Origin of the sequence: Microbacterium sp. ZW T5_45 (assembly GCF_044987415.1) — a bacterium.
GTDB lineage: Bacteria > Actinomycetota > Actinomycetes > Actinomycetales > Microbacteriaceae > Microbacterium.
Window position 1 is genome coordinate 1 of record NZ_JBJDRJ010000036.1, and the last position, 17,675, is coordinate 17,675.

12 protein-coding genes are annotated in these 17,675 nt (G+C 63.6%); 7 read left to right on the plus strand and 5 right to left on the minus strand.

Annotated features, from left to right (window positions below):
* Positions 1-182 precede the first annotated feature (182 nt).
* Together ACI3KS_RS15760 and ACI3KS_RS15765 are read left to right on the plus strand one after the other, a co-directional pair.
* Positions 183-881 carry an ABC transporter ATP-binding protein gene (locus tag ACI3KS_RS15760; RefSeq protein WP_404919515.1) on the plus strand — a complete coding sequence of 233 codons (699 nt, stop codon included), beginning with the start codon at positions 183-185 and terminating at the stop codon, positions 879-881.
* On the plus strand, positions 878-2,173 hold the full coding sequence (locus ACI3KS_RS15765) for an ABC transporter permease (protein WP_404919488.1): 1,296 nt from the start codon (positions 878-880) through the stop codon (positions 2,171-2,173). Before ACI3KS_RS15760 ends, ACI3KS_RS15765 begins: the two co-directional genes overlap by 4 nt.
* Positions 2,174-2,287: 114 nt before the next feature.
* Here the strand turns inward: ACI3KS_RS15765 and ACI3KS_RS15770 are convergent, their stop codons facing one another.
* The 3 genes from ACI3KS_RS15770 to ACI3KS_RS15780 all read right to left on the minus strand — a co-directional run bounded on the left by ACI3KS_RS15770 (position 2,288) and on the right by ACI3KS_RS15780 (position 7,013).
* On the minus strand, positions 2,288-4,558 hold the full coding sequence (locus ACI3KS_RS15770; protein ID WP_404919489.1) for a glycoside hydrolase family 3 N-terminal domain-containing protein: 2,271 nt from the start codon (positions 4,556-4,558) through the stop codon (positions 2,288-2,290).
* Positions 4,559-4,753: 195 nt separating this feature from the next.
* On the minus strand, positions 4,754-5,755 hold the full coding sequence (locus ACI3KS_RS15775) for a Gfo/Idh/MocA family protein (protein WP_404919490.1): 1,002 nt from the start codon (positions 5,753-5,755) through the stop codon (positions 4,754-4,756).
* Entirely contained in the window at positions 5,733-7,013 is a 1,281-nt protein-coding gene (locus ACI3KS_RS15780) for a glycoside hydrolase family 1 protein (protein WP_404919491.1), read from the minus strand. Before ACI3KS_RS15780 ends, ACI3KS_RS15775 begins: the two co-directional genes overlap by 23 nt.
* 351 nt (positions 7,014-7,364) lie before the next feature.
* Here ACI3KS_RS15780 and ACI3KS_RS15785 point away from each other — a divergent pair, with 351 nt between their 5' ends.
* Genes ACI3KS_RS15785 through ACI3KS_RS15795 form a run of 3 tightly spaced genes read left to right on the plus strand, consistent with a single transcriptional unit; the run spans position 7,365 to position 10,026 of the window.
* Positions 7,365-8,363 carry an AI-2E family transporter gene (locus ACI3KS_RS15785; RefSeq protein WP_404919492.1) on the plus strand — a complete coding sequence of 333 codons (999 nt, stop codon included), beginning with the start codon at positions 7,365-7,367 and terminating at the stop codon, positions 8,361-8,363.
* 10 nt (positions 8,364-8,373) lie between these two features.
* Positions 8,374-8,523, plus strand: a complete 150-nt coding sequence (locus ACI3KS_RS15790; RefSeq protein WP_404919493.1) for a hypothetical protein — start codon at positions 8,374-8,376, stop codon at positions 8,521-8,523.
* Positions 8,524-8,541: 18 nt separating this feature from the next.
* Positions 8,542-10,026, plus strand: a complete 1,485-nt coding sequence (locus tag ACI3KS_RS15795) for an NAD-dependent epimerase/dehydratase family protein (RefSeq protein WP_404919494.1) — start codon at positions 8,542-8,544, stop codon at positions 10,024-10,026.
* A gap of 34 nt (positions 10,027-10,060) precedes the next feature.
* Here the strand turns inward: ACI3KS_RS15795 and ACI3KS_RS15800 are convergent, their stop codons facing one another.
* Entirely contained in the window at positions 10,061-10,639 is a 579-nt protein-coding gene (locus ACI3KS_RS15800) for a TetR/AcrR family transcriptional regulator (protein WP_404919495.1), read from the minus strand.
* 53 nt (positions 10,640-10,692) lie between these two features.
* Positions 10,693-13,383 (minus strand): family 78 glycoside hydrolase catalytic domain, encoded by a 2,691-nt coding sequence (locus tag ACI3KS_RS15805; protein WP_404919496.1) that lies wholly within the window; start codon positions 13,381-13,383, stop codon positions 10,693-10,695.
* Between the two features lie 193 nt (positions 13,384-13,576).
* Between ACI3KS_RS15805 and ACI3KS_RS15810 the strand changes: the two genes are divergently transcribed.
* Both ACI3KS_RS15810 and ACI3KS_RS15815 read left to right on the plus strand, forming a co-directional pair.
* Positions 13,577-14,884 (plus strand): MFS transporter, encoded by a 1,308-nt coding sequence (locus ACI3KS_RS15810; RefSeq protein WP_404919497.1) that lies wholly within the window; start codon positions 13,577-13,579, stop codon positions 14,882-14,884.
* A gap of 83 nt (positions 14,885-14,967) precedes the next feature.
* Positions 14,968-17,430, plus strand: a complete 2,463-nt coding sequence (locus ACI3KS_RS15815) for a glycoside hydrolase family 2 TIM barrel-domain containing protein (protein WP_404919498.1) — start codon at positions 14,968-14,970, stop codon at positions 17,428-17,430.
* The last annotated feature ends 245 nt before the right edge of the window (positions 17,431-17,675 follow it).

Genomic DNA, 17,675 nt, shown 5'->3' on the forward strand with positions numbered 1-17,675 from the left:
GGATACTCCGAACGATGCTCGCGCACCAGCCGGACAGCGCGCTCACGCAGCGCGGGATCGATCTTCTTCGGCATGACATACATCCTTCCAACTCAAAAGGATGCGGCATCAAACCTGGGGCGCTTCAACATGCCGCGACAGTAGAAGAGCGGAAATCTCATACCCACGAGCAAGGAGCCTCCATGACACCCCCCATCCTCTCGGTCAAGGACGTGCGCAAGTCGTACGGGCGCGGCCAGAATCGCTTCGACGCTTTGAAAGGAGTGAGCCTCGACATCGACGAGGGCGAGAGCGTCGCGATCGTCGGCAAGAGCGGTTCCGGCAAGTCCACCCTCATGCACGTCTTGGCTCTCCTGGATGCGCCGACCACCGGCAGCATCGCCCTCGAAGGCGTCGACACGGGCACGCTCAAGGGACGTCGGCTCAATCGCACGCGCAATAAGACGTTCGGCTTCGTGTTTCAGCAGTTCTTCCTCACTGCGAACTCCTCGGTGCTGGAGAACGTCATCCTCCCCCTGAAGATCGCCGGCGTACGCCGCGGCGAGCGAAAGCGTCGCGGCATCGCGGCGCTCGAGCAGCTCGAGCTGGCCGATAAGGCTCGTAACAAAGCAGTCAATCTCTCCGGTGGGCAGAAGCAGCGGTCTGTGATCGCCCGCGCCCTTGTGAACAACCCTCGCATCATCTTCGCCGACGAGCCCACGGGCAACCTCGACACCACAACGGGCGGAATCGTGGAGGACATCCTCTTCGCCCTGAACAGGGAGAACGGCATCACCCTGATTGTCGTCACTCATGACGAGGACCTCGCCGCACGCTGCGACCGCCGCATCCTCATCCGCGACGGTCTGATCGTCCAAGACTCCAAGGCGGTGGCAGCATGAAGACGCTCGATCTAATCAGCTCCGCGATCTCCAATACATTCCGGTCCAAGACCAGGACCACCCTTACGATCCTCGCGATCTTCGTCGGCGCGTTCACGCTGACGCTCACCAACGGCTTGGGCACCGGGATCAACAACTACATCGACGACACCGTCGCAGGGATCGGCGCGTCCGATGTTATGACGGTCACCAAGGCAGCCGAGGAGACCGCCACCACCGATTCCGGACCGGCCGAGTACGACCCCGACAGCATCAGCAGTGGCGGCGTTCCCGGATCGACCGTTGTCGCCTTGACCCCTGCGGACCTTGACACCCTCGCCGCGATCGACGGTGTGCTCGATGTAAAGGCGACTAAGTCGATCTCCCCGGACTACATTCAGGCAGGCGATGGCACCAAATTCGTCGTCGCTGTCGGCAGCCTCGTCGCCGGACAGACCATCCAGCTCGTCGCAGGGACAGAGCCAAACAACACCAGTGACGAGCACCAGATCGTGCTGCCGGTCTCCTATGTCGACGCTCTCGGATTCGCCGACTACCGCGATGCGATCGATGAGACCGTCACGATCGCGATCACCGATGCCGAACGCACTCAGCACTCTGTCGAGGCGACTATCGTCGGTGTCGCCGAAACAGGCCTGGCTTCGCCTACCGGTGCGAGCATCATTCCGAACGAGGCCCTCACCGACGAGTTCTATGCGACGCAGAACATCGGTGTCCCGACGGACCAGCAGGAACGGTACGCCCAGGCCAGCATTTGGTTCGCCCCGGATGCCACCGACGCGCAGATTCAGGATCTCAAGGAGAGCCTTGCCGATACCGGGTACACCGGCACCACCGTCGCCGATCAGCTCGGCAGCTTCAAGACCGTCGTCGACGCGATCGTACTCGTGCTCAATGCCTTCGCTGTGATCGCACTCCTGGCCGCGAGCTTCGGAATCATCAACACCCTCTACATGTCGGTACAGGAACGAACCCGCGAAATCGGGCTCATGAAAGCGATGGGCATGGGAAGTGGCAAGGTGTTCGGTCTGTTCACCCTCGAGGCAGTGTTCATCGGATTCCTCGGCAGCGCCATCGGCGCAGGTTTAGCGATGCTCGCCGGCGCTGGCGTCAGCTCGGCCCTGTCGGGCGCACTTCTCTCTGACCTGCCTGGGCTGACATTGTTCGCCTTCGATCCCGTGTCGATCGCCGTGATCATCCTCGTCGTGATGGGAATCGCGTTTCTCGCAGGCACTCTCCCGGCCGCCCGCGCAGCTCGTGCGGATCCCGTGGAATCGCTCCGGTACGAATAGATCCGCGGCGAGGGCACTTTGTCCTGCGCAAAGAAGTGCCCTCGCCGGAGTGGATCTCCCCGACCGGATGCTTGATCCGCCCGATCACGGCTCGCGACCGGGCGGACTATTCCGTCACCCGACCGTCAGTAGGGCGGATTCGGTCGCTTGTGAGGAGCCGCCTACCCAGACGTCCACCTGTGTCTCGTCCTGGACGTAATCATCGGTCGCTGCGCTCCAATATCGCAGCTGATCGGGTCCGAGGGTAAAGTCCACTGTGATCGTCGTGCCCGCGGCGATCGCCACCCGACGGAACCCTTTGAGTTCCCGGACCGGGCGTGACGATGTCCCGAATCGCTGATGGATGTAGAGCTGCACGACTTCCTCCGCGTCACGGATCGACACGTTCGTGATGTCGACGCTGACTGTTGCGCTCTCCCCGCGCGCGATTCCCGGCGTGTCGATGCGGAGGTTGTTGTAGTTGAAGGCGGCGTATGACAGACCGTGCCCGAACGGGTACAGCGGGGTGTTGGACTCGTCGAAATAGCGCTGGTCGCCGTCCTCCGGCGCGAAGGTGCGGTTGTGGGAGTAGACGATCGGCACCTGCCCGACGTGGCGCGGCCAGGTGAACGGGAGCCGCCCGGCCGGGCTCGCATCTCCGAACAGAATGGACGCGATGGCCTCGCCGCCTCGCGTTCCCGGATACCAGGCTTGCACGATCGCGGGTACGTGCTCGTCTGCCCAACGCAGGTCGAGGGGTCGCCCTGACATGACCAGCAGAACGACGGGTGTGCCGGTCGCTGCGATGCGCTCGAGCTGTTCCTGCAGGCGTCCGGGGAGGTCGAGCGTGCTGATCGAGGCCTTCTCACCGATCTGGTTCTGCCGCTGCCCGACGACGACGATCGCCACGTCCGCGTTGGACGCCGCAGCGACGGCACGGTCGATGGCGTCATCGTCGTCGTAGTCGTCCGGCGTACTCTCCACGAATGGCTCCATCCGATCGAATGGCGAGGGGTGCAGTCGCTCAGGGATCGAGGCGCCGGGTTCGTAGATGACCTCAGCGGTCGCTCCGATCCTCGCGCGGAGCCCGTCGAGGATGGTGACTGTTTCGGCTGTGTCGTGGTCGAACACCCACGGGCCCAGTGTGTCGCGGCGGCTGTCGGCTAGCTGACCGACGACGACGACACTGCCCAGTCCCGCGGAGAGCGGGAGGGCCCCATCGGTGTTTTTGAGCAGCACCATCGATCGCTCGGCGGCGACGCGCGCGGCCTCTCGATGCGCGGGAGCAGCGAGAATCTGTGCCGCTGCCTCTTCGTCTGCATACGGGTGCTCGAACAGGCCGAGCCGGAACTTCGCCGTGAGGATGCGACGGACCGCATCGTCGAGTGCGTCAGCGCTGACTGTCCCGGCTGCTACCGCGGTCGGGAGGTTGTCGAAGGCAGGATCGAACGTGCACATCTCCATGTCGACTCCGGCAGTCAGCGCCCGGGCGGCGGCGTCAGCCTGGTTCTTGGCGAAGTGTTGGGTCTCGAGCGAGCGGACAGCGTTGGCATCGGAGACGACGAATCCGTCGAACCCGAGCTTGTCCCGCAGGATGTCAGTCATCAAGCGGCGATTGCCGGAGGCGGGGATGCCGTTGAAGTCCATGTAAGCGCTCATCACGGTCGCACTGCCGGCTTCGATCGCCGCCCGGAAGGGGGGAAGATAGACGTTCCAGAGCTCGGAGTCCGAGAGCTCGACGTCGTCGTAGTCGCGTCCTCCGCGCGCTGCACCGTAGCCTGCGAAGTGTTTCGTGCCAGCGAGGATGCGTACGGGACCCAGGTCCCCCTGGAATCCTCGCACGTGGGCGGCGGCCACGGCAGCGCCCAGCGTCGGGTCTTCTCCCGCGCCCTCGTAAATGCGGCCCCAGCGAGGATCCCGCGTGATGTCGACCATGGGAGCGAATGTCCAATGCACGCCTGCGGCGCGGGCTTCTCTGGCAGCGATTTCCTGAACCGATTCGATGGTGGATTCGGACCAAGTAGCCGCCAACGCTATCGGGGCGGGGAAGATGGTCCGCCACCCGTGAACCACATCGAATCCGAACAGAAGGGGAATCCCATGCGGGCTCTGCTCGACTGCGCTGCGTTGTAGGCGATTCGCCAGCGCAGTGTTGCGGATGAACAACAGAGACCCCGCCCTCCCTTTCTGCACGGCGGTGTCGATCCGCTTCGGAAGTTCGAGGTAGATCCGGTGCTCCGGAGGAAGCGACTCGATGTCGAAATCGTCCGGAACGGGTTCGCCGGTACCGGTGTAGAAGTACTGCGTGAGTTGACCTGCTTTCTCCTCCGGAGTCAGGCTCGCGAGCAGGTCTTCGACACGCTCAGCGATCGGGAGCGAAGAGTTACGGTAGGCGGGTGTTGGCATATCATCTCCGGATGGCTGTGAATGTCGGGGGCTGCAGGAGAGGCTTGTGTACCGTGAGCGCCAGAGGGATCACGCGCCGACGGCCGCGAGGCCGGATCACCACACGCCCTATGTCGGCTGCCAGAGCCGGTGCCCTCGGCACGATCGTCATCTGATGCAGTTCGGGTTCCTGTCGTTTGCGGGCTCTGGTCGCCATCACACCGATCCGACCGCCTTCAGTGCGCTGGAGATGCGGTCCAGCACGCTGAAGACTCCGATGGTCGCCTCATGGTCGTGGGCGGGGTGCTGCCGTAATCCGCGCCGTATGGCAGTGCCGACGGCGGTGAGCATCGGCGTGTAGCCGTTGCCGTTCGATGGAAATTGGTGCACCAGAGGATCGACGAACATCGTGTGAGCGTCTCCGGCGTGGACGCTGAAGGAGCTCAGCGCCCAGAAAGGTGCAGGGATGTGGATCCATCCGGCGGTGCCGTTGACGGTTGCGCTGGGATCGACGAACTCGATGATGGAGGACGCGCAGTGAGCGAATCGGTTCCCGCTGAACTCGAGCGTGGTGTGGTGCGACAGATCCAACCCGTCATCGCGGACCACCCCCTCGGAAAGGACTGACTCCGGCACTCCCAGGAGGGAGTGCGCAAGAGTGATGGGATAGATGCCCTGGTCGAGGAGCGCGCCGCCGCTGCGGCGGGGATCCCATTTGCTTCCCCCGTCGTCGGGGAAGGGGAATCCGAAACCGGCGCGGATGCTGCGGACTTCGCCGATGGCGCCGTCGTTGATCGCCTTCGTTAGTCCGATGAACGCGGGGTTGAACTTCATCCACATGGCTTCCATGAGGAAACGGTCGTTGTCCTTCGCGATGTCGAACAGCTCGACGACCTGCCGTCGGGTCATCGCCATCGGCTTCTCCACGAGCACGTGTTTACCTGCACGCAGGGCGGCGGCAGCCATCTTGTGGTGGAGTGCGAACGGCGTGGCGAGGTAGATCACGTCGACATCGGACCGCTGGATGAACGCGCCGAAGTCGTCTTCTGCGTGGGGGATCGCGTGCGCCTCGGCGAAGCGTTGCGCATTCGCGATCCGGCGGCTGTAGACAGCTGTTATCTCCGCATTGGAAGCAACCAAGTCCGGAACCACCGACCAGGAGATCGTGCCGGTACCGGCGATCCCCCACCGCAGTTCAGGAGACTTGGACGGCGGCATCCGCTTCGAGGGTCGCGCCATTGGACTGACTCACCTGTCCCAACCAGGCCAGACTCGGCTTCGGCGTGCGCTCGAACGTCTCGGCGTCCACCGCGATGAGGCCGAAGGTCATGGCGAATCCACTGTGCCATTCCCAATTGTCCAACAGCGTCCAATGCTGGTACCCGAGCACTGTCACGCCGTCCTCGATGGCACTGTAGACACTCTCGAGCGCCTCGCGCGTATAGCGGATACGGAGTTCATCATCCGCAGTGGCGATGCCGTTCTCCGTGATCAGCACTGGTCGATCGGTGAACGCGGCGGCGGCACGCACTGTCGCTCCCAGCGCTTGCGGGTAGTACTCCCACCCCGTCAAAGTCGTCTCCTCTCGCGGCTCGGCCGCCACCACACCCTCGGGCCCCAGCAGGGTGCGGGTGTAGGTCTGCACGCCGACGAAGTCGTCGCCCCGGGAAAGCTCCCAGAACGGGTGAATCGCCTGCGCGAGAACGTCTTCTCGGGTGCTCTCCCCACCGGGAAGCACCTGGTAGTCCGCCACGCTCGGGGACCAGCCCACGCGTGCCGCAGGGAACAGTTCTTTGATCGCCGCGCGTGCCTGGCGGTGCGCCGAGAACACGTTCTGAATCGCGTCGGGAGCAAGGATCGGCAACGCCATGGAAGCGACTCCTACTTGCCCACCCACACGCTCGGCGAATTTGGCTGTCAGCTCGAGCTGCTCAGTGGGGATCTCGTCTGCGGCTGCGCCCAAAGGCAGTGCTCCCGTGGCCAACAGCATCGCGCCCGCGTTGGGTTCGTTGAACGTCACCCACCATTCGACCAGGTCACCCAGAGCCTCGACGACGAAACGTGTGTAGCGCTCGAAGAGATCGGCTGCCCCCTGCTGGCTCCACGCGCCGCTGCGGGCGAACCAGATCGGCGTTGCAAAGTGATTCAGCGTCACGATCGGTACCACGCCGCGCTCGACGCACGCAACGACCGTCCGCCGGTAGTGCGCGAGCTCGGCACGTGAGAACAGATCCCTCTCCGGCTGAATCCGGGACCATTCGACGCTGAACCGATAGCTGTTCAGCCCAGCGGCTGCGAGAAGATCAAGGTCCTCCTCGTAGCGGTGATAACTGTCGCAGGCGTCCCCGGACGGCTCGTGGAAGGGGGAACCCTCGACGTGCTCCATGGCCCAGATGTCATTGAGGACGTTGTTGCCTTCGATCTGATGCCCGGCAGTCGCCGCGCCCCAAAGGAAAGTGTCGGGAAATTCGGCCATGATGCTCCTCATCGTGCAGGTTATGGACGCCACTGAAATCGGACTTCATCGATGGTACCACTACGCAACAGATGTTGCGTAGTGGTGATGTAGTCGATGTGCGCTGGCACGGAGCCTTCAGTCGATTCCCAGCCAGACCGCCTTACGGTGACAACTATGCAGCGCCTGTCGCGTAGATTGAGAATGTTCCGCTCCTCTCGCAGGACGCCGGCAGCAACGCTGCACTTTTCCTCACAGGTCGCGCTTCCGCAGGCGCGGCGGCGGAGCGCGCCTGTGGCGCGCGTCGAGCCGAACGCGGGTAGAGGCCTGCCCGAGAGACCGTTCCGTTATGCACTCATCGCGACTCTAGGCGTGGGCGTCGGCCTGAGCATACTGGGCGCCGTCACCTCGTTGGCGACCGTGCTCACGTATGTCGGAATCGCATTGTTTCTGAGCGTCGCCGTGGACCCCGTATTGAAGACTATGTCGTCCTGGGGATTGCGGCGTGGGATATCCGCCTTCCTGCTCGCCTGCGTCGGCCTGGTTGCCCTCGTGGGGCTCAGCGCCGCCGTCATTCCGTCAGCGACCGAACAAGTTTCCGCCACCACACAAAGGCTCGTCGACTTCATTCAGACCATCCCAAATGAAGACTGGTTTGTCTGGTTGGTATCGAACGCACCATCCTCACTCGATCTCGACACACTGCTTTCGGGCGTGCTCGCGTTTCTTAGCGACCCGCAGCAGCTCACATCCGTCGGAGGTGGCCTCCTTCAGGTCGGCAGCGGGATCATCGGCGGAGTGACGGGGGCGCTCGTCGTGGCGATCCTCACGCTGTACTTCGTCGTCTCTCTCCCGCAGATCAAGGCGCAGGGCTACCGGTTCGTCGCACGTTCACGACGGTCGGCGAGTATTGACCTAACCGAGAAGATCTTCGATGGCGTGGGTCGGTATGTCGGCGGTCAGCTTCTGCTGGCTGTGGTCAACGCTGCGTTCACGTTCGTTCTGACATCCCTCGCTGGTAGCCCCGCTCCGGTATTGCTCGCGGTGATCGCCTTCATCGGCGCGCTGATACCCGTCGTGGGAACGGTCGCTGGCGCAGCTATCGCTGTGCTGCTCACTCTGACCGCGACGCCGGTGGGCGCCCTCGTCGTCGCGATCGTGATGCTCATCTACATGCAGATCGAGGCCTACGTCCTCTCCCCCCGGGTGATGAGCCGTGCCGTCGCCGTGCCGGGTGCACTCGTGATCATCGCCGCGCTCGGGGGTGCTGCTCTCGGCGGCATCCTGGGAGCGCTCGTGGCCGTTCCTGCCGCAGCCGCGGTGCTCATCATTCTCGACGAAGTCGTTCTACCCGCCCAGGAGCGCCGATGAAACCTACATCATGACCACGTTCGCGCTGATCGTCATGCTTGCCGCCGCATCCCTCTATTGGGCGTTCACGCTTGCGGGTCTTGCCGGCGTCGGAACGCTGCTTATCGTGACGCTGGTCGGGTGGATCATCCTCCGCACCAAGCCGCGCCTGAAGTCATAACACCCGACCTCAACCACTATGACCAACTTCGACCGAAAAGGACCTTCCATGACCGCGAAAATGTCCGTCCCGCACCCGTCGTCGCCACGGCGTCGCCGTGTCTTCCTGACCGGCGCCGCCGGCAATTGGGGAAGGCGCGTGCTTGACGGCTTCCGTCAGCAGCCAGACGAGTTTGACGTCGTGGCGCTCGTCCTGCCGTCCGCGAAAGACCTCGCGGTCATCCGAGACTACGAGGACATGGAAAATCTCGAGGTCGTCTTCGGAGATCTCACCGACTACACCGCCGTCGAGCGGTGTGTTCGCGGCGCCGACGTCGTCCTTCACATCGGCGCCGTCGTGTCACCGTTCTCGGACGACCATCCGGGCCTCGCGGAACGGGTCAACGTCGGCAGCATCCGTAACATCATCCGTGCGGTGAAGGCTCAACCAGACCCGTCCCTTATCGCCGTGGTCGGGGTGGGAACGGTCGCGGAAACTGGGGATCGAAACCCGCCCCACCATTGGGGGCGTGTCGGGGACCCGCTTCGGGTGTCCGAGTACGACGAATACGGTCAGAGCAAAGTCATGGCCGAAAAGGAACTCGTGGAGTCAGGGCTTCCTCGGTGGACCTGGCTGCGACAGACCGGAATCTTCCACCCCGGAGTGCTGGAGATCCGAGACCCCATCATGACGCACTCCACCCTCGGGGGCGTGATGGAGTGGGTATCGGTGGAGGACGCCGCGCGACTCATGGTGAGCATCTCCGGACCCGAAGTCCCCCCGCAGCTGTGGGGCGGGATCTACAACATCGGCGGCGGCGAAGGATGGCGCCTGACGAACTGGGAACTGCAGACCGGGATCAGTGGCGCGTTGGGTGTTAAAGACGTCCGAACATGGTATGACCGGAATTGGTTCGCCACCCGCAACTTCCATGGACAGTGGTACACCGACTCGGACCGGCTGCAGGAGCTTGTCCCATTTCGTCAAGACACTTTCGCTGCCGCTCTCACCCGTGCAGTCGCCGCGAACCCTGCGCTCAAGATGGCGGGGCGGATTCCCGCGTGGGTGATCAAGAACCTCGTCATGAAGCCGCTGACACTGAAGCCTCGAGGCACCATGCACTATGTCCGCGAGGCTGACACGGATGCCATCGCGGCCTACTTCGGCTCATCTGCCGAATGGGAGGCGATCGGTGGGTGGGACACGTTCTGGCCCTCTCGGCCCAGCCGCACGCCGAGCCTGTTCGATCACGGATACGACGAGGCCGTCCCGTCAAGCGACTGGAACGCGTCGCTTCTCACCGGTGTCGCCGCACATCGAGGCGGCGAGCTTCTCTCGCAGGACGTGCAGACAGGCGACGTTGCGACGCCCTTGACATGGCAGTGCGCGTTCGGACACACCTTCACCGGAAGCCCGCGTCTGATTCTCACTGCCGGCCACTGGTGCCCAGAATGCGTCCTGAACGTGCGGGATTACCCCGCCCAGGCGGAAAGAAACGCCTTCCTCGCGCAACTACTCCCCTGACCTGCGAGGACCCGCAATCGGGCCACGTCTGTGTTCAGGTGAAGACGTGGTCCGACTGCTGCTGAGATATGCGGATGAACCGCTCGGTGAGCTCACGACTGGAATATTGAGGTGCCTCTGCGGACAGCCAGTTGATACAGACACCGAGCAGTCCACCGGCGGTGTAGGCGGCCCGGAACGCTCGCTCTTCGTGCGTGAGCGTCGGATCGAGTTTCGCGAACTCGAACGCAACGGCATGCGCTGCCCGGGCGAGGAGCGCATGAATCGTCTTGGCGCTGCCTGCGGCACCGAGAGCCCACTGGTAGAGCTTCCAATTGCTCTCAACGTGAGACAAATACGTCGCGATGATCTCGAACGATTCGTCGAACTGAGTTCCGCTGCCGGTCGTCGTCGACTCCCATTGCAACGTGGCCTGATTGGCGAGGTCGCCGAGCGCATCGGCGACAAGGTCATCGATGGTGTCGAAGTGCCGGTAGAAGGTCGCCCGATCAACACCGGTGCGTTCGCAAACCATCGACACCGACAATCTAGCCGGGTCTTCGCGGGCGACCTCAAGGAAGGCCGCGCGGAGCTTGAGACGCGATCGCACGTATCGCGGATCGGTGTTCTCCATCTCAGCCCTCCAGCGCGATGATTCGGTCAGATGGCCCCAGTCTTCCACAGCGCTCACGTTCTCGGCGGCGCACCGGCCTCCCCACTCAGGGTGGCGTGAAGCTGATGGGCGCCGGGACCTGCGGTTACCACCTGGTCACCCCATCTCAAGGTGGCGTGCGATCCTCCGGGCACCGTCACCCGCAAGGTGCCGAGCGATCCTTCACGTTCCCACGCGACGCTGATGCGCCCCTGCGGGCCGTCAAAATGCCCCTTCGCCCAAGTCAGCGTGTCCGGGACGACTGGCGCAACGAGGAACGACTCCCACGCAACCGAATCGTCGGCTTGTCGGAGTCCGAGCGTGTGGGAGTGCAGATAGCGGATCACTGCTCCCTTGCTGTAGTGGTTCAGGGACGCGTGCGCGTTTCCGTTGCGATCCACGCCCTCCCACTCTTCCCAGATCGTGGTCGCGCCCCGGTCGAGCATGCCCAGCCAGGACGGGGTCGTGCGCTGCCACAGCAATCGGTGTGCGACGTCGGCGTGACCGGTGTCGGCGAGCACAGGAAGGAGATCGGCGGTGGAGAGGAATCCTGTGCTGAGGTGGTCGCCGGCGGTCCGGATATGTTGCGCGAGTCGTTGGGCGGCTGGGGACCGCAGGGATGCCGGGGCGAGGTCGAATGCCAAAGCCCTGACGTAGCTTGCCTGGGTGTCGCTCGGGGTCCGTCCCTGGTCGTCTATGAACTCGACGCGCCACGCCTGACGGATTCGCTCGGCGAGGTCGGCGTAGTGTTTGGCGTCGTCGGTGCGGCCCAGCACCCGGGCGATCTTGGACAGGGTGGAGACGGACCGATACAGGTAGGCGGTGCCGACTTCACCCTTGTCGGCCATCGCCCATGCCATCGGGTCGGGCATGGTGGGTCCGGGTGTGCCGTCCTCGGAGAGCGGGGTGGGCTCGAGCCACTCTCCGAAGTGGAAGGTGCCGTCCCAGATGAACTGCTCGTGCGGCTGAGGCTCTGGTGACTTCTCGATGCGGGACGGATGCCGATTCTCGGCCGCAGCCTTCAGCGCGAAGGCAACCCATCGGGTCATCGCGACCCATGAATCGCGAAGCGCCTGCACATCGCCATAGGTCTGGTAGAGCTCCCACGGTACGAGGACGATCGCATCTCCCCAGCCCGCTGAGCCCGTCGCGAAGTCGACGCCCGGGTCTGGAATGGTGCGCATCCGCGAGGCGTCCGGGGAGATGTTCACGATCCTGCCGTCATCGAGCTGGTCGTCGCGAACGGATTGCAGCCACTTGCGGGTGAACCCGTCGACGTCGAAAAGACGGACCGCTGTGGGCAGGAAGATCTGCCAGTCGCCTGTCCAGCCTGCGCGCTCTCGGGTGGGGCAATCTGTGGGGATGTCGACGACATTGCCGCGCAGGCTCCATCGCGCCACCTCCCAGAGCCTGTTCAGATCGTCATCGCTGGAGGAAAAATCGCCTACAGAGGTGAGGTCGGTATGGATGACCTGCATGGTGATCTCGTCTGCGTCCAGGGCGATGCCAGGGCGATGCACGCTCGCATACTGGAACGCGTGGACGGTGTGGTGCGGCTCGAACACGGAAGCAGGGCTCCCGTCTGAGATGACTTCATCCTGCTGGGAGAAGGAGACCACGCTGCCGTCGGGGGCGCCCGTGTCAAGGTGGGTCAGGGTGAGGTCGCCGTCAGGTCCGAGGTGCTCGCCGTATACGAGCCGGGTCGCCACTCCCCGATCGCCGAGGTTGGCGAGCCGGATCCGGCCGGAGGCGTTCTGCCCGAAGTCTACGACGAGGGTGTCCGGCGTCAGTGGTGTGATGGAGCGAGGCGGGAGCTCTTCGATCACTCTCATCGGCGGAGCCGGCGACCATTCGACAGCTGGCGCGCCTGGTCCCGCGACGGCACTGCCGACCACGCGTGGGGTGACGCTCAGGTCTGTTGTTTGACCGTCCATGAGGTCCGCGCGGGTGACAGACGTCTGCGTGACAGTCCACCCGGGGGCAGTCGCGACAACCACGGTGCTCTCGGACTTTTCAGAGAGCAGACGGAGTTCGCCGCGGAGCGCGGTGTCGGTGCCCCACTTTGCTTGTTCCCGGAACGCGCCCGCGCGTCCCCGGAACCAACCGTCTGAGAGCACGAACGTGATCGTGTTCACACCTACTCGGAGTGCTGAGGACGCGTCCATCGCCTGGGCATAGAGCGTTCGATCGTATGACTGGGTGCCCGGCATCAGCTCCGTGCCGAGGCGGACATCGTTCACGAACACGTCATAGACGCCCAGGGCGCTCGCGTACAGTCGAGCAGCGTCAAACGGCTCGTCGACGATGAACTGCTGGGTGAAGGCGTAGGCCGGTCGTTCTCCGATTGGAAGATCGCTCCCCTCTGGGGAGGCGATCCACTCTGCGACCCAGTCGGGCTCAAGCAGGCCGCTCTCGAACGTGGACCAGGGCGACCAGGCGGTGACGCCCTGGACGTGGCGCACGCGGACGCGCCAAGCGACTCGTTCGGTGCTCGTGAGCTCTCGCCATGGCCACTCGATGAACCGGTGGTGCGGTCCCTCGTACGCGAAGTCGAACGGTTCGTCTCCGATCGTCGCTTGCAGGTCGAAGCCGAGTTGGACGGGAACGGACGGCGGCAGTTTCCACGAAAGGGCAGGTCGACTGTCTGAGACAGGGAAGCTGTCGCCACCTGTCTCGACGGTGAGCGCGTACGGCGTGACCTCATTGTGGGCCGTGGGGTTTGTCATGATGCTCTTCTCTTTTGGCTAACAAGAAGGGAACTCGGGATCGCTTGCCTTTGGTCACGGAGAGCGCGGAGTCTCGTGGACCGCGCTCGGACCACTCCACTCTATGCAACATCTGCTGAGAAAATCTATGCGACACTTGATGTACAGTTTTCCATCGGTTCGTGCCGGAGGATTTTGTTCAAGGAGGAGCACAGTGACCGAGATAGGTAGTCAGTTCGAGGTCGACGCGCAGTTCGTCACCGCCCCGACTGGTGTCATACCCTCGCGCGAGCGGATGCCGAAGGGCTTCATCGTCGCGGCAGTGTTCTTGCAACTGAGTGTGGGCGTCGCTTCTGTCGGCATGGTCCTTGTGGCGTGGCCTGTGACAATCGCGCGCCTGGTGCCGGACGAGAAGGTCTTCTATCTGAGTGTGGTGTCGTCGATTGTGGCGGGGTTCATGGTCGTCCTCACACCCTTGTATGGCGCTCTAAGTGACCGGTGCACGTGGAGATTCGGCATGCGTCGCCCCTTCATCCTCTTCGGCTCGCTGGTGAGCGCCGCCGGCTTGGGGGCGATGGGTGCGGCGAGCAGTATCACGACGTTGCTCGCGGGCGCTGCGATGTATGCGGTGGGAAATGCCGCGCTGACATCGGCGTGTTACGTGATCATCCCCGATCAGGTTCCTCGGCAGTATCGCGGCCGCGCGCAAGGGGCGATGATGGCGGCAGTCGCGGTTTCCGGCGTCTTGGCGTCGGTGTTCCTGCCACCCCTTCTGAACAACCAGCTCCTCCTGTTCGGCATCCCGGCGATCGTCCAATTGGTCGGTGCGGCGCTTGTTTTGTTCCTGTTGCAGGACCGTGTACTGCCTCGGGAGCAAAGTCCCGGGCGGCTCACGCTGGGAAGCCTTCTGGCGGATTTCAAGATCAACCCGCGGACGGTTCCCGACTGGTCGTGGGTATGGCTGGCGAAGGTCGTCTTCATCCTCGCCACCGTGTTGGCTTCGACGTACAGCGTGTATGTTCTCACCGACCAGATTGGTGTTTCTCAAAGCACGCTTTCCGGAGTGTTGACTCTCAATGGCCTGATCGGACTTGCTGCAACGCTCGGGGGCGCGATTTTCGGCGGATGGATCAGCGACAAGCTCGGCAAGCGGAAAGCCATCGTGATCAGCACAGCCTTGGTGATGTCGGCCGGAGCACTTGTGATTGCGTTCAGTGGCGATGTCCTCTTCTTCATCATTGGCAGTGCCCTGACAGCTATCGCGTTGGGTGTCTACAGCCCCACTGACGGGGCCCTCGCTATTGATGTTCTCCCCGGAGAGGGGAAGCAATCCGGCAAGTTCATGTCGCTGATGGCCGTAGCCGATCAACTCCCCCGCGCTTTCGGGCCGCTTCTGGGCAGTGTGGTCGTCGCCCTCGGCGCAGCTACCGCCATGGGCGGATACGCAGTCACCTACATCGCTGCAGCGGTCATCTCCCTGATCGGAGGTCTCCTCATCCTCAAGGTTCGTGGAGGAAGTTAGCCCAGAGCACATCGTCGCCGCCGCACGAACGTCTCCACCAGCCGACGACGACTCATCACCGAGGCGCACTCAGAGGAGCACGCATGACCAGGCACGCAGGAACGACCGTCATCGACTTGACGACTTGGCAGTTTGCCTCAGCGGGAACAGACTCTTCGAAGACGGTTCGGTTGCCTCACGACGCGATGCTCGCAGAGCCGCGTTCTTCCCTCGCGACAGGTGGCGCGGAGGTTGCGTACTTTGAGGGTGGCGCCTACGTCTACCGGACCACTTGGGTCGCAGATGTCGATCCGAAGGTTCTGCCTTACGCGGCAATTCGGTTCGAGGGAGTACAGGGCGATGCCGACGTGTACGTGAATCGGACACCTGTCGGCACCATCCGCAGCGGCTACAGCGAGTTCGAGTTCCCGATCGACACCGCGCTGGTGTGGGGAGAATCGAATGAGATCGTCGTCGAGGTCGATAACGCGAAGCAGCCCGCCAGCCGTTGGTATCCCGGGTCTGGCCTCTACCGTCCGGTGAAACTGCTTCTTCGGCCGCGCACGCACTTCGCCACCGACGGCATCCGGCTACGCACCCGGTCAGAAGCCGGTGATAGTGCCACGGTCGACATCGAGTATCTCATTGAGAACACCGACGACTCCGTCGAGGTGAGTTTCGAGCTCATCCACAATGGGGTCGTCACCGCAGTTGGCAGAACGAACGGTGTCCAGGGTCGCGTGAGTATGGCAGTCCCGGATGCCCGGTTGTGGTCAGCCGAAAGGCCGCACCTGTACGAGTTGGTGTCAAGGGTGACCGTCGACGGATCCGTGATTGATGAGCGGCGGGAACGCGTCGGATTGCGAACCGTGAGTGTTACCGCGCAGCGGGGCCTGCTCATCAACGATGTCCCGGTGAAGCTGGCAGGAGCGTGCATCCATCACGACAACGGTCCGCTCGGTGCTGCCACTCATCGGGCGGCAGAGTTCCGCCGCATCCGCTTGCTGAAAGAGGCGGGTTTTAACGCGATCCGAAGCGCGCACAACCCGATGTCTCGTCACCTGCTTGATGCGTGTGACGAGATCGGCATGTACGTGCTGGACGAACTCGCCGACTACTGGGAAGTCCGCAAGACCCCGCATGATGCGGCGTGGCGATTCCCTGACACCTGGCGCGAAGACGCCGACCAAATGGTGGAGAAGGACCGCAACAGGGCATCCGTAATCATGTACGCGTCCGGCAACGAGATCCCCGAAACGGCGACCCCGGAAGGCGTAGCCCTCGCTCGCGAGATCACCCAGTATCTGCACCGAATCGACCCGGATCGACCGGTGACCCTCGCAGTGAACCTGTTCCTCAACACCCTCGTGTCGATGGACAAGTCTCCATATAAACCGACCGTGGAAACCAACGACGAGCCAATGGCCGGTAGCACCGAAGCGAACGTCATGATCAATCAGATCGGTCGGATGATGAACTTCGTGTCGAAGCTGCCACGGGCCGACAAGGCATCTCGCGATGCCTTCGCCGAAGTCGACGTGGCCGGATACAACTACGGACTCGGACGCTACCGACGGGATGTGCGCGCTTACCCCGATCGCGTCATCCTCGGTACGGAGACGCTGCCCGGGGACGTGGCACGCGCCTGGAAGCTGGTCAATGAGCATCCAGCAGTAATCGGAGACTTCGTCTGGACGGGGTGGGAGTACCTCGGCGAGACGGGGGTGGGTGTCTGGGTTCCCGGAAAGCGAGCGGGACTCGCAAAACCGTACCCCTATCTGATCGCAGGCCCGGGAATGTTCGACCTCACTGGCCACCCCGATACGAGTCTCCGGCTTGCGCAAGCGGCGTGGGGCCGACTCGATGCCCCAGCAATCGGCGTTCGACCGGTCAACCTGAGCGGCGCACCGGTAGTGCGGTCCGCATGGCGCACGACCGATGCCGTGGAGAGCTGGTCCTGGCGCGGCTGCGAGGGACGCAAAGCCGAGATCGAGGTCTACTCGACAGACGACCACGTCGAGCTATGGCTCAACGGCCGCCGGGTCGGCCGACGCCGTGCCGGTCGGCGTCGGGGATTCCTGGCCCGTTTCGCGGTGCCGTATGAGCCGGGCACGCTCACCGCTGTCGGATATCGTGCAGGCGTCGAGACAACGCGCACGTCGCTGACCTCAGCGTCCGGCCCGGTTCACGTGACGATCGAGGGAGAGAACCGCATCGTCGCTGATGGTGACGACCTGCTCTTCGCGGCCATCTCCCTCGTGGGCGGCAACGGCGAGGTCGAGATGCTGGCCGACGAGCTCGTGGAGATCTCCGTCTCCGGCCCCGGCGAACTGGTCGGCTACGGGACAGCAGCGCCATCGAGTGTCGAGAGCTTCCTCAGTTCCAGCCGCACGACATACCGTGGACGCGCCCTCGCTGTGATCCGCTCCACCGGCGAACCCGGTCAGATCATCATCAGGGCGACCGCGGCTACCCGGGGCACCGCGGAGCTTGTGGCTGCCGCCACTGCCTTCGCTACGCCGACTCGCGGCGCCGAATCCGACGCTCGAGGAAACGACGACGCGTAGTCGGAGCGAGCACCCACATAGATCTCATCTGGGCTAAGCAAAGAATCCCGAGAAATCACGCATTCCCGTTCTCCGCGCGGCGGACGGGAATACGTGACCACTGAAACTCCCAGGATCCACGCCACTTCACGCGAGAATCGGTGAAGGATCTGTCGCCGACGAAGTCATCGCCTTACCGGTCCGGAACCAACACCCCGGCCGGAACCCATCTCTGGGCTCCGGCCGGGAGGGGCGCGCGGGTCGGC

What these genes read in the sequence shown, in the direction of transcription:
- ACI3KS_RS15760 (WP_404919515.1), top strand. Translation starts at nt 183, where the DNA reads ATGACACCCCCCATCCTCTCGGTCAAGGACGTGCGCAAGTCGTACGGG.
- ACI3KS_RS15765 (WP_404919488.1), top strand. Translation starts at nt 878, where the DNA reads ATGAAGACGCTCGATCTAATCAGCTCCGCGATCTCCAATACATTCCGG.
- ACI3KS_RS15770 (WP_404919489.1), bottom strand. Translation starts at nt 4,558, where the DNA reads ATGCCAACACCCGCCTACCGTAACTCTTCGCTCCCGATCGCTGAGCGT.
- ACI3KS_RS15775 (WP_404919490.1), bottom strand. Translation starts at nt 5,755, where the DNA reads ATGCCGCCGTCCAAGTCTCCTGAACTGCGGTGGGGGATCGCCGGTACC.
- ACI3KS_RS15780 (WP_404919491.1), bottom strand. Translation starts at nt 7,013, where the DNA reads ATGGCCGAATTTCCCGACACTTTCCTTTGGGGCGCGGCGACTGCCGGG.
- ACI3KS_RS15790 (WP_404919493.1), top strand. Translation starts at nt 8,374, where the DNA reads ATGACCACGTTCGCGCTGATCGTCATGCTTGCCGCCGCATCCCTCTAT.
- ACI3KS_RS15795 (WP_404919494.1), top strand. Translation starts at nt 8,542, where the DNA reads ATGACCAACTTCGACCGAAAAGGACCTTCCATGACCGCGAAAATGTCC.
- ACI3KS_RS15800 (WP_404919495.1), bottom strand. Translation starts at nt 10,639, where the DNA reads ATGGAGAACACCGATCCGCGATACGTGCGATCGCGTCTCAAGCTCCGC.
- ACI3KS_RS15805 (WP_404919496.1), bottom strand. Translation starts at nt 13,383, where the DNA reads ATGACAAACCCCACGGCCCACAATGAGGTCACGCCGTACGCGCTCACC.
- ACI3KS_RS15815 (WP_404919498.1), top strand. Translation starts at nt 14,968, where the DNA reads ATGACCAGGCACGCAGGAACGACCGTCATCGACTTGACGACTTGGCAG.